Source organism: Veillonella parvula, assembly GCF_024461875.1.
Lineage (GTDB): Bacteria > Bacillota > Negativicutes > Veillonellales > Veillonellaceae > Veillonella > Veillonella parvula_I.
Genome location: NZ_JANGAL010000006.1, coordinates 1 through 12,196 on the forward strand (window position 1 = coordinate 1; position 12,196 = coordinate 12,196).

General features: G+C 39.5%; 10 protein-coding genes and 3 tRNA genes. All 13 read right to left on the reverse strand.

All coding sequences use genetic code 11. From position 1 onward, the window contains the following. Positions 1–348: 348 nt before the first annotated feature. The 13 genes from NE668_RS08350 to cshA all read right to left on the reverse strand — a co-directional run bounded on the left by NE668_RS08350 (position 349) and on the right by cshA (position 11,738). Positions 349–424, reverse strand: a tRNA-Lys gene (locus tag NE668_RS08350). A gap of 4 nt (positions 425–428) precedes the next feature. Then, positions 429–503: transfer RNA gene (locus NE668_RS08355), tRNA-Gln, on the reverse strand. Positions 504–527: 24 nt separating this feature from the next. Next, a tRNA-His gene (locus tag NE668_RS08360) sits at positions 528–603 on the reverse strand. A gap of 218 nt (positions 604–821) precedes the next feature. Further along, the gene (gene speE, locus NE668_RS08365) at positions 822–1,661 is read right to left on the reverse strand and encodes a polyamine aminopropyltransferase (RefSeq protein WP_004695340.1); all 840 of its coding nucleotides are present in this window, start codon (positions 1,659–1,661) and stop codon (positions 822–824) included. Positions 1,662–1,744: 83 nt separating this feature from the next. Continuing rightward, on the reverse strand, positions 1,745–2,374 hold the full coding sequence (locus NE668_RS08370) for a hypothetical protein (protein WP_004695338.1): 630 nt from the start codon (positions 2,372–2,374) through the stop codon (positions 1,745–1,747). A 4-nt stretch (positions 2,375–2,378) separates the two neighbouring features. After that, positions 2,379–2,813: a peptidylprolyl isomerase gene (locus NE668_RS08375; RefSeq protein ID WP_227037435.1), complete on the reverse strand. Its 435-nt coding sequence runs from the start codon at positions 2,811–2,813 to the stop codon at positions 2,379–2,381. Then, the gene (locus NE668_RS08380) at positions 2,810–3,517 is read right to left on the reverse strand and encodes a tRNA threonylcarbamoyladenosine dehydratase (RefSeq protein ID WP_227037432.1); all 708 of its coding nucleotides are present in this window, start codon (positions 3,515–3,517) and stop codon (positions 2,810–2,812) included. The genes NE668_RS08375 and NE668_RS08380 overlap by 4 nt, the downstream gene beginning before the upstream one ends. Continuing rightward, positions 3,517–3,891, reverse strand: coding sequence for a VOC family protein (locus tag NE668_RS08385; RefSeq protein ID WP_004695332.1), 375 nt, complete (start codon positions 3,889–3,891; stop codon positions 3,517–3,519). Before NE668_RS08385 ends, NE668_RS08380 begins: the two co-directional genes overlap by 1 nt. A gap of 92 nt (positions 3,892–3,983) precedes the next feature. Continuing rightward, positions 3,984–7,067 carry an AAA family ATPase gene (locus NE668_RS10525; RefSeq protein ID WP_227037430.1) on the reverse strand — a complete coding sequence of 1,028 codons (3,084 nt, stop codon included), beginning with the start codon at positions 7,065–7,067 and terminating at the stop codon, positions 3,984–3,986. Further along, complete coding sequence (locus tag NE668_RS08395) at positions 7,068–8,300, reverse strand: exonuclease SbcCD subunit D (RefSeq protein WP_227037429.1); 1,233 nt, start codon at positions 8,298–8,300, stop codon at positions 7,068–7,070. Between the two features lie 251 nt (positions 8,301–8,551). After that, the gene (locus NE668_RS08400) at positions 8,552–9,388 is read right to left on the reverse strand and encodes a deoxyribonuclease IV (protein WP_227037428.1); all 837 of its coding nucleotides are present in this window, start codon (positions 9,386–9,388) and stop codon (positions 8,552–8,554) included. Between the two features lie 193 nt (positions 9,389–9,581). Next, positions 9,582–10,001: a Fur family transcriptional regulator gene (locus tag NE668_RS08405; protein ID WP_004695325.1), complete on the reverse strand. Its 420-nt coding sequence runs from the start codon at positions 9,999–10,001 to the stop codon at positions 9,582–9,584. Positions 10,002–10,172: 171 nt separating this feature from the next. Then, the gene (gene cshA, locus NE668_RS08410) at positions 10,173–11,738 is read right to left on the reverse strand and encodes a degradosome RNA helicase CshA (protein ID WP_227037426.1); all 1,566 of its coding nucleotides are present in this window, start codon (positions 11,736–11,738) and stop codon (positions 10,173–10,175) included. Between the last annotated feature and the right edge of the window lie 458 nt (positions 11,739–12,196).

Consider the following 12,196-nt stretch of genomic DNA (forward strand, 5'->3'; position numbering starts at 1 on the left):
ATCAAACTCTCCAAGATATCTTGAAGCTATTTGAATAGCTCATTATTTGTTGTCGTTACATTGAAGTAACTTTGAATTATGGTTGGTTTTGACTATGTCAAAACCCGCACTCTGGCATATGTTCAATCATATGATTGATTACCTATCATTGTTCAGTTTTCAAAGATCTGTTACGTTAGTTCTGCGCCCTAACGACTTGTATAGTATATCAATCTAACCTTAAATCGTCAACCTCTTTTCCAAAGATTTTTCAACCGATTTTTGATTAAATTTATACTCACAATCATAACCAAAATCTCTAAAAATAGAGATAGAAAACTCACAAACCGAAGTTTGTGAGTTTTAATTTGGTGACTCACCCGCGACTCGAACGCGGGACACCCTGATTAAAAGTCAGGTGCTCTGCCAACTGAGCTAGTGAGTCATGTTGGCAGGGGTGGCTGGGATCGAACCAGCGCATAACGGAGTCAAAGTCCGTTGCCTTACCACTTGGCGACACCCCTACAGTGATTACGATGTGTAGGTTATGGGGTGAGTAGTGGGGATCGAACCCACGCGTAACGGAGCCACAATCCGCCGTGTTAACCGCTTCACCATACCCACCACCTTGTAGGTATCGAAGACATTGTCTTCGTAACAAAGAGAATTATATCTTTTCTAGAGATTTGTGTCAACACCTTTTTCTCAATTTCATTAATTTTTACAACCGAAACTTTTGATTGTGTTATCTCTAATATAAGCCCTTTAATCCTCATATAAATAAGGAAGCACTATCGGAAACTTTCATTTCACAAATGGTGCTCCCCCATTATACATATTATTTACTTAGTTGGCAAATAATTTTTTACAAAATTTGGCAATGCAAATGCAGCTTTTTGAATATCCGCATTATAATACTTAGTTTCAAAGTTTTGTTCACGGTTTGGAGTCCATGTTAGAGGATCAAATGTTTTGGAACCCAATGTAAAACAATGCATTCCTGCAGGATAGATTGGAATAAAAGCTGTATATAAGCGAGCAATTGGGAAATGGCTATTAACGTAACCAAAAACTTTTTCCACTAATGGTTGATGTAACATCGGAGATTCTGTTTGTTGTACAAACAAGCCATCAGCTTTTAAAGCTTTTAATGTATTCTTATAGAATTCTTCTGTAAATAAGCCTTCACCAGGACCGATTGGATCGGAACAATCCACGATAATTACATCATAGTAATCTTCTGCTTCTGCCATGAAACCAATACCATCACCAATTTTTACAGTCAATTTAGGGTGGTTTTCAATCATAGCTTTAGCAATAGTTGGTAGATATTGTTTTGCCAACTCTACAACCTTACCATCGATTTCAACCATTGTTACTTCTTTTACACAATCATGACGTACACATTCTCTAGCTACGCCACCATCACCACCACCGATAATCAAGACACGTTCAGGATTAGGATGTAAGAACAAAGGGATATGGCTCATCATTTCATGATAGATAAACTCTTCACGCTCAGATGTTTGAAAAACGCCATCTAAAGCGAGCATCATACCATACTCTTTTGATTTAAAAACTTCAATTTTTTGAAACTCAGATTCCCCAGAGTAAAGCACTTCTTCCGCTTCAGCGCTTAGACGTAAGTGAGGTGTTTGTTCCTCAGTAATCCATTGACTCATGTAGTACCTCCTACTATTTATACTACAATACGCATCGCAAATCACTGCGATGCGTATATATATTACTTTAATTACCCTGTTACTTACTCTTTGCGACTAATGTAACAGAATCCACCACCTAAAATAGTGTCTTTCATCCAATTCGCCAAAGAGAAATCACGAATTTCACCTTCATCAAAGATGCCACAGCGGATATCATCGCCGTCCATAAACATCTTGTGAATCGGAACCCAATGCCAGGTATAGAGAGCCTTCTCTTTTCCTTTATGACGATTTAAAAATGCTACAGGCACATCCTGTGCCAATGCATCATGTATAAACTGAGCTGCAGCCTCCACCTCTACGCGTGATGCACAGAACGGAGATACATTCAACATATGTACATCATAAGATAGGCTTTTATCCTCGAGTAAGCGAGTAAGACCACGTTCCATCCATTGAGTTTTATAAACACCACCACCAAAACGTGGCTTTACATATTTCCAAACTAAGTTCATCCGTTCTAAAGCAAGCGTTTGGTCGGATGTGGTTTCTAGATCTAATAAGCCATCCCTAAATAGCGAATAGCCCAATACTTGTGATGCCGATGTAGGCCCACAACCAGACAAGCGTTGCCACTCATCAGTGAACCACTCTTGGTCATACCCATATGATGTTTTACCATTTACATCGATATATAGCCATTCTGGATGTTTAATAGATACTTCATTCATGAGATTAACCTTCGATTACTTCTACAGTTTCCATGATAGCACCTTGTTGGATACCATCAACTACATCCATACCTTCAATGACTTTACCAAATACAGTATGTACACCATCTAAATGAGGTTGTGGCTCATATACAATAAAGAACTGACTACCACCAGTATTAGGGCCACGGTGAGCCATAGATAAAGCACCGCGCTCATGTTTATGCGGATTGCCAACTAATTCATCTTTAATTGTATAGCCAGGACCACCTGTACCGTTGCCATTAGGGCAACCACCTTGTGCTACGAAACCAGGAATTACACGGTGAAAACGAAGGCCATTGTAGAAGCCTTTGTTAATCAAGTCGATAAAGTTTTGTACTGTGCCAGGCGCTTCTTTTTCAAATAATGCAATTACGATATCGCCGCCGTCAGCCATATGGATTTTCGCTTTTTTCATTGTTCAGGTACCTCCAAAATTGTACGCAACACATGTGCTGCTAATATAAAACCTGCCACGGGTGGCACAAAACTACATGTCCCAGGACTTGTGGCATCACCACGGAACTGTGGTTTTGTCGGTTTTTCAGTAGAAAATAAAACTAATTGTTTTTTTATACCCCGTTTTTTGAGTTCCCGACGCATAACGCGTGCCAAAGGACATGTATGAGACTTATTGATATCTACAATCATAAGTTTTTCTGGGTAAAAGCGATTACCTCCGCCCATACAAGAAATAACAGGGATGCTTTCACGTTGACAAACCTCAATGATATTAAGTTTCGCCGTTACCATATCGATGGCGTCAATAACATAATCAACGTTCAAGCTTTGAATAAATCCAGGATAGTTTTCCTCAGTATACATAATATCATGAGTTTCTATCACCACATCAGGATTAATAGAAAGAGCTCGCGCCTTTGCTACCTCTACCTTACGTTCCCCAATCGTATTATGAGTCGTAATCATTTGACGGTTCAAATTGCTAGGCGCTATGGAATCTCCATCGATAATGACGATGCGACCTACACCAGCTCGCACCAATGCCTCAAGGGCACCACCACCTACGCCACCTACACCAAAGAGCGCGATAGACGTGTCTCTTAATGTTTGGATTTTATTGGGACCAACCAACCACTCTAAACGGGTTAACATATATTCCATTAATATTTACCCGCCGGAATGATTTCTGTCCAATATCCATCTGGATCTGCTATGAAATAAATACCCATATCAGCATTCTCATAAGCAACAACGCCCATTTCTTTATGCTTTTTAAGAGCCGCTTCATAGTCATCTACATAGAATGCTAAGTGGAATTCATTATCCCCCAAATTATAAGGACGATCCCAGTCACGCAACCATGTAAGTTCTAATTCATGTGCTGTATAAGGACTTTTTAAATACACGAGGGTAAAAGCACCGCTTGGATCTTCCAAACGACGAGACTCCTCGAGCAATAATGCCTCTTTATAGAATGCTAGACTTTTATCAAGGTCTTTAACATTTATATTATTATGAGCAAACGAAAACTTCATAGAACCCCCTTCGTAAATACAGGATGTTTTTGTAGGAATTCTCCTCTTTTTATAGTAACACATTTGGCAAATCTATATCTAGTTTATGATATCTAGTTAATAACAAATTTTGCCGTACTACCGTCGTCACCTCGAGTCACTTCTAAATGAGCAGGTATACGAGACTTTAACTCAGGTACATGAGAAATGATGCCGATGAGACGTCCTGACGATTGCAACTGTAACAATGTTTCCATGGCGAGTTCCAATGTATCTGGATCGAGTGTACCAAAACCTTCATCAATAAACATCGTATCCATATGGATGCCACCAGCATAACTTTGGATAACATCCGCTAATCCCAAGGCAAGCGCCATAGAAGCCAAGAATGTTTCACCACCAGATAAGGTATTTGCTGGTCTAGATTGGCCTGTAAAAGCATCCATAACCGCCAAATCGAGGCCTTGCTTGCCACGACCACCACCTGTATAATCGGATCTTTCCAAGGAATATCTGTTGCGACTCATCTTCTGAAGTCGTAAATTAGCAGCATATACAACCTCATCTAAAATCGCCCCCAGTACATAGCGTTCAAAGGTAACATTTTTAAAGCCTTGCTCCCCACCATTAGCGAGATCATTTAATCGGCTTAAGAACTTCACCTTTTCACGAGCCTCGCCCATAGCAGCTTCGAGTGCTTCTAATGAGGTGAGCGTAGTTTCGATATGCTTTGTTTCTTTATCCCATGCCGCAAGATTACCTACTAATATATCTCGATGCTCTACTGCTGTAGCATAGATTTCATCAGAAACAGTATCACTTGGTTTAACCACAGTTTCTGCTACCTTTAACGCCGCATCATATACAGCTTGTGCTTTATTAAAGGCTTCATCCAAAGCATGCAGCTGTATTCTATAGGTCTCTATCTCTTTAATATCACGTAAAGACTCTACAAAATCATCCTCTCCTAAAGAAATGGCTTGTAATGACTTTGTATAGTTCTTATACCGCAAATTAAGATTTTTTGTTTCTTCTTTTACTTGAAAGGACAAAGTTTCTAAGCGTCCACGTTTGGCATTCAACTGTTCTCGAGCAGTATCTAAATTAGTTTTGCTAACTTTCACCTGCTCATTGTAGAGTGTAATATCACTATCCAATGACTCTAACTGTTTTTGCCATGCATCTATATCCGTGATTGGTAAAGTTTTAGATAGAGCATCAATATTAGCTTGTACTGAGCTAATACGAATTTCTAGGTCGTGTAGATTTTTAAGTAATTCATTATGGGCAAGTTCTAAAGTTGCTAACTTATCTCTAGCTACTTTTAACTTATGTTCATTGTCAGCTATAGTGTTACTCAACAATTCAGACTCACCATGTAAAGCTGTAAGTCGCTCCATTTTAGTCAACAAATCTTGTTGAACAGATGTAAAGTTTTTCTTAGAAAAACCATCCATAGATGACTTAAGTTTGGAACATTGTTCTACTTCTAACTTAGCTAACTCCTTAAGACGAGCATCTAATGTTTTCTGTTGTCCCACTTCACTAGCTTGCTTTTGCAGTGCCACGTCACGGGTTTTGCGAGCCTCTTCAATTTCATCCTTAGTCGGATACATCTCCGGCTTAGCTGCTAACCGTGGATGATCTGTAGAGCCACAAACCGGACAAGGCTCATTATCTACAACTAAATGAACTAGCTCAAAGGCACGCCCTTCTTGCATTAGATGCTCTAATCGTTCAAGATGTACCTTTGCAACCTGCAAGGTTTCATCTAAAGACGCTAACGTTTGACCTTTATCGTCGATTTCTTTTTGTACCTTATTAATTTCTTCTAGCAATTCAGAATATCTATGTAACTCATTTAGTTGCCCTTGAATAACATTAGCACCCTCTAAAAATTTATTATTATCTCGTAACTGTTTACGCAAAGCTTCTAAGTCGTTTTCTAAAGTCTTTACAAGCTTCCGTTGTTTAGTTAAGGCATCTTCGCTTTTTTTACTATCTAATTCTTCTAAATTACTCTGTAATGAGGACAATTCCTTTTTCAATACATCTAACTCATTAAACTTCTCTGCTTGTTGTTGAAATTGAGCCAAAGTAGTTCTTTTATCTTGTATACTTTCAGCTCGACCTTCTAAGTCACTGTATAAGTCTAAACATTTAGCCTCATGTTGAGTTGCTAGTTCTACATGTTCTTTCGCATCTGAAAGGGCCTGTTCTAAAGTTTTTAATATAGCTTGTTTCTCAATATATTGTTTATATAATTCATGAGTTGGTGCCAAAGAGTTAAGGAACTGAACCTTTTCGCTTAGATTTACACGCTCAGTTTCCCTTACTTTCACCATGTCAAGTTTCGAAGTAGCCTCAGCAAGAGATTGTTGAGCCTGATTATATAAAGACCATTGATTTCGGAGCACATTAAACTGTTCTACCACGGTTACTGCCTCATCTCGTTCTACCGCGAGAGCATCTCGATGTGGGCCCCGATTTACTAGTAACTCACGCACATGCTCAATGGTTACCATTGGAGTCGCTCCATCATGAGGGATAGACTGCATAAATGCAGTTTGCTTAGTTAGATTTTCTTCAATACCTGCCTTTGCTTCATCATAAGCAGCCTTCAGTGCTTCTTGTAATTTTCGATATAGCTCCGTTCTAAAAAGTGTATGTAGTAATTCCTCACGTTCACTCGTAGAGGCCACTAGCAACTTTCGGAATTCCCCTTGAGGTAATAGCACAACTTGTAAGAACTGATCCTTACGAAATCCTATAATTTGCTGAATAGTATCGCGAATGGCGACAGCAGAGGTAGCAATGACCTTCCACTCACCATCTTTCTTCTCATATACAGTAGCGCTAGCATTCTGCTCACGCATCCCTGTACCACGTTTCTTTGCTACCATCTGTTTCGGTAATCGTTCAACACGATATTGTGCATTGCCAATAGCAAAGGAGAAATCGACACGAGTCATACGATGAGGTTCTGCAAAGTCACTGCGAATAGCATCTGTTTTGCGTACTTCTCCACTCGGCTCACCATACAAGGCATACACTATGGCATCTAAGATTGATGTTTTCCCTGCCCCCGTAGGACCAGCAATGAGAAACATGGAATGGTCTTGAAGCTCATTAAAATCTAAAGTGACCGAATCACGATACGGGCCAAAGGCTTCTATAGTTAATGATATAGGCTTCATTTAGTCCTCCTTAAGAATTCGGTCCCATACAGAGTTGATATATTGCTGTTCTTTCTCTGTTAAAGGTTCCTTCCACACAATTTCTGCAAACTGATTAAATAGATCACGTTCATTTAATTCTTTGAAAATTGCCTCACCCATATCTGCTATAGGCCCTGCCACGCGACCAACTAGATCAATGGTCATACAACGATGATATACCTGGCGCAGTTTAGCCATTCCATCCATAATCGGCATCGTATCAAGTAAACGGGCTTGCACATAATCATCCCTATGTTTAGCCTGTAATGCTTTATCATTTAACAGGTCTTCAAAATATCCTTCCAAAATAACTACATCTCGCTTCGCCTCTACAGGAATCGTACTAATATCTACGTTCCCCTTTGTATCCATATCAATGATGGTGAAAGACTTCTTCTGCATATGTTCATCAAAGGAATATTTTAATGGAGAGCCACTATAGCGAATATAATCTGCACCCATTCGTTGAGGCCCATGTAAATGTCCCAAGGCAGTATAGTGAAAGTCTTTAAAGACTTGAGGATTTACCTGTTCGCTGCCACCTACAGACAAGGTACGCTCTGAACCCCCTACTTCACCGCCCATAACAAAGGCATGGCTAATAGCGATACTGCGCATCCCCTTAGGTACTTGTTTATACAAGTGGTCGCTCCAAGCCTGATACATTTGGTCATAATTGTGAAGATTCAAAGCGCTTTCGCAATTTTGCTCATGACACTGTGTTACTATGTCAGCAATTTCAGTATCGGTAGATTCTGCATTAGTAGCCTCTACATCAGCAAATAAAGCCTCTCCTATGCGCCGGGGTTCACTAAAAGGCATAGGACAAATTGCCACCTTGCCATCTGTCCCTTCAAATTCAAAAGGCATCAACGCGTGATGAGGAGAGCCCCAAATATGGATACCCGATTGACTCAACATAGAGCGTCCCACTTCAAGACGTTCCGCCCCATCGTGATTACCGCTCACCACAAAGAAAGGCACCTTGTAGTCCATAGCGAGACGAGTGATGATGGAATCCCACAATTCGATAGCTTCAATGGGTGGCACCGCTCTATCAAAAATATCCCCTGCGAGCAATATGCCATCGATGTTTTCATCTTTCAAAATATTAAAGAACTGATGTTCCAACACATGAGCTTGGTCTTCTGTTAAGTACTGGCCATAAAAAATACGCCCTAAATGCCAATCAGCAGTATGTAAAAAACGCATTTTGTCCCCCTTTCCAGCTCTCCCTATACCTTACACAATGTATGTATTCAAAGGCCAAAACAAGCTATTAGTCCCATAAGTTTATAGAAATTCAATAACTTTATATAACTTTATATAGCTTTAGCTTTATATAGCTTTAATAGCTTTAACAGCTTTAATAGTTTTAATAACTTTATGAGTTTGCAATAACTAGTATAGCATCAGGTATTCTACATATTTATTATATAACTAAATTAACTTCTGTATTTTAATTATTTATTCTCTACGATAGAGCGTAGCATAGAAATTTCCTTTGCGTACCCGTCCAATTCATTTGGTGTTTCCAAATAGAATGGCAAGTTCGTCAATTTAGGATGTGTTACAACGCGGGCAATAGCATCGATACCAATATGTCCTTCCCCAATTTTTTCATGACGATCTTTATGGGCACCCATAGGATTTTTAGAGTCATTCAAATGAATGGCTTTCAAACGATCAAGACCTACAATTCGATCGAACTCGTCAATAACGCCATCGAGATTATTTACGATATCATAACCACCTTCGTGAATATGGCAAGTATCAACGCACACACCCATATACTCTTTTAGCTTTACGCCATCGATGATGCGTGCAATTTCTTCAAAACGAGAGCCAATTTCTGTACCCTTACCAGCCATTACTTCCAAGAGGACTGTTGTCTTCATACCGGGAAATAAGATTTCATTCAAACACTCTACAATGTATTCAATACCTTGATCTACGCCTTGCTTCACATGGCTACCAGGGTGAAAGTTATACATTTGACCTGGCAAATATTCCATACGCTCTAAATCTTCCATCATAGATTGCTTCGCAAAAGCGCGTAAATCCTCTTTGGCGGCACATGGGTTATAGGTATACGGCGCATGGGCCAACAAGGTACCAAAGTTATGTTCTTTCATATATGCACTAAGGTTATTCATATCCTCAACATCGAGAGCTCGCATGCTACCACCACGAGGGTTGCGCGTAAAGTATTGGAACGTATTGCCCCCAATTTTAGTCGCTTCCTTGCCCATATGTAAATAACCTTTGCTAATTGATAAGTGACTGCCTATTACAAACATAATACTCCTCTATATATGACTATACGATTTCTACAATTTTATAATTATAAAACGCCTAACTCTAATATCTATTGTATTATGCTTATAGCTATTTTTGTTACTATAGCTATTCTATAACACTAATAGATAAAGATATATGATAACTAATATAACCCCTGCCGTGAAGGAGCCCTTCAACAACAGGGGTTATCTATTAATGACTTTCTTTTTTTGCACACTCAGGACAAACACCTTCGAAGGTAATATGTTGACCTGTAATTTGATATTCACTACCTTGATCAGCAATCGTTTTGATAGCTTTCAAATCAATGCCCATCATGTCCTCTACCTTATTACAACGAATGCAACGGATATGGGAATGAGCTTGTGTGTCCCAATCGTAATGAGCGCGCTCATCACCAACTTCTAGAATTTTAACAAGACCGATTTTTTCAAAAATCTCCATCGTCTTGTACACTGTAGCCAAACTCATGCTTGGATGTTCTGGGCGCAACGTATGATACAACATCTCTGCTGTTGGATGATCATGATGACCACGCAAAGCATCATAAATCGCAATACGTTGTGGAGTTACTTTAAACCCCTGACTACGCAAAATTTGTGCGATATCCATAATAATCTACCTTTCTCCACTTGGAAATCTATAAGGCATAGGCCATTATCGACCGTTTACAAGAAATAATTATTATTTATTATATCAAAATTCTCAACACTTATCAAGATAAATAGTATTAACTATTAAGTAATAAAAAATGTGGATTGCCCAGAAGCAATCCACATCCTATTAGTCTTTAAAGTAAGGCTTAAAACCTTCACTTTGATGGCGAGTTTTTTTCTCTCCACGCGGACGATCAGATTTACGATCATCTCTGCGACGGTCACCTTTACGGTCATTGCGACGATCACTTCTACGATCATCGCGACTGCGACGTGGACGGTCGTCACGACGACGGTCACCATCTCTACGACGATCACCATCACGACGGCGACGGTCACTACGACCACTTTCACGACGACGGCGTACACGCAATGGTTTTTCTTCTGTAATATTTACAGGAGTAGTATCTGGTTCTTTTGTTAACAATTTAAGAGCTGCCGCCAAAAGTGTTACGGAATCTGTATCATTCAACAATTCCTCAGCACTAGATTTGAAAGGCGCCAATGCTTCTAGATTATCTGTCATTTCAACGAGGCTTTCAATTGCCAAACGTTGTTGACCTTCAAGAACTTCACCTAATGAAGGTGCACGACGACGTGCAATTTTACGTTTTGTTAAACGCTCGATAGCATGTAAATGCTCCATTTCACGAGGGATAACGAACGTGAAAGCTTGACCTGCTTTACCGGCACGACCTGTACGACCTACGCGGTGTGTATAGCTTTCAGGATCTTGAGGCATATCATAGTTATATACGTGAGATACGCCAGAAATATCAAGACCACGAGCTGCCACATCAGTAGCCACGAGAATATCGATGGTACCTTCGCGGAATTGACGAATTACGCTATCCCGTTTTTGTTGAGACAAGTCGCCATGGATGCCTTCCGCCATGTAACCACGTTTCTTAAGACCTTCTGTCACTTCATCAACACGACGTTTCGTACGCGTGAAGATAATAGCAAGTTCAGGTGTTTGGATATCGAATAAACGGCAAAGAACATCGAATTTTTGACGGTCTTGCACATCGATATAATATTGTTCAATTAAGTCCATCGTAACTTGAGTCGGTTTCATACGAATCAATGTTGGCTCTGTCAAATATGTTTCAGCTAATTGTTGGATAGCTTTAGGCATAGTTGCGGAGAACAACAATGTTTGATGGTCTTCTGGGATAGCACCCAAGATTTTATTGATATCATCAACAAAGCCCATATTTAACATTTCGTCGGCTTCGTCCAATACCACAACTTTCACATGGTCAAATTTAATAGAACCACGATCCATATGATCCATCAATCGGCCAGGAGTGGCAACGATGATTTGAGGATTCTTTTTCAAGGCACGGAACTGACGATTAATATCTTGACCGCCGTAGATTGGCAATGCTGTGATATTCGTGTACTGAGCCATTTTGTTAAGCTCTTCAGCTACTTGAATAGCTAATTCTCGTGTAGGGGATAAAATAACTACTTGAACGTGACGCTCATTCCCGTCTACGCGTTCCAATACAGGCAAGCCAAATGCTGCTGTCTTACCAGTACCTGTTTGAGCTTGACCAATCATGTCCTTACCGCTCATGGCAACTGGGATAGCTTCCTGTTGAATTGGCGTAGGCTCTTCAAAGCCCATATCGTTTAACGCTCTTAGAACAGGTTCGCTAATCATTAATTGTTCAAATTTTTCTAACATCTAAATGTGTTTCCTCCTATCGCGCACGAACTATGCGCATTTAAGTAGTATATCATATTTCGATGGTGAGCGCTATAAAAGTAATTCTGAATCTAAGCTAAATAGGATTTCTTTTCCCCTTAAAATGTTCAATCAACACAATTCCACCTGATACACATAACAAAACAAGATATGACAAATGAATAGGCGTATACAAGCATTCAACAAGAACAACCCATAGAATCAAAATTAATTTAGAAATCCATTTCGTTCTTATTTTATCAGCAATCATAAATAGACTATTGTTAAGTACAAAAAAGGCGCCTCTTTCGGGCTGCTTCTTTATTATGATTTATTGAGAGGTGTGTGGTATTAATCAGCTATATGAATAAACATTTAATTTAGATATAATATAATTAAAATAGTGTACTCCAAAATTCCACCAATAAATTAAACAATGCCTGTTAAGCAATTACGAT

Excerpts from the sequence above, each read along its gene's own strand:
- NE668_RS08370 (WP_004695338.1), bottom strand. The coding sequence starts at position 2,374 with ATGAATGAAGTATCTATTAAACATCCAGAATGGCTATATATCGATGTA.
- NE668_RS08405 (WP_004695325.1), bottom strand. The coding sequence starts at position 10,001 with ATGGATATCGCACAAATTTTGCGTAGTCAGGGGTTTAAAGTAACTCCA.
- speE (WP_004695340.1), bottom strand. The coding sequence starts at position 1,661 with ATGAGTCAATGGATTACTGAGGAACAAACACCTCACTTACGTCTAAGC.
- NE668_RS08385 (WP_004695332.1), bottom strand. The coding sequence starts at position 3,891 with ATGAAGTTTTCGTTTGCTCATAATAATATAAATGTTAAAGACCTTGAT.
- cshA (WP_227037426.1), bottom strand. The coding sequence starts at position 11,738 with ATGTTAGAAAAATTTGAACAATTAATGATTAGCGAACCTGTTCTAAGA.
- NE668_RS10525 (WP_227037430.1), bottom strand. The coding sequence starts at position 7,067 with ATGAAGCCTATATCATTAACTATAGAAGCCTTTGGCCCGTATCGTGAT.
- NE668_RS08400 (WP_227037428.1), bottom strand. The coding sequence starts at position 9,388 with ATGTTTGTAATAGGCAGTCACTTATCAATTAGCAAAGGTTATTTACAT.
- NE668_RS08375 (WP_227037435.1), bottom strand. The coding sequence starts at position 2,813 with ATGAAAAAAGCGAAAATCCATATGGCTGACGGCGGCGATATCGTAATT.
- NE668_RS08395 (WP_227037429.1), bottom strand. The coding sequence starts at position 8,300 with ATGCGTTTTTTACATACTGCTGATTGGCATTTAGGGCGTATTTTTTAT.
- NE668_RS08380 (WP_227037432.1), bottom strand. The coding sequence starts at position 3,517 with ATGGAATATATGTTAACCCGTTTAGAGTGGTTGGTTGGTCCCAATAAA.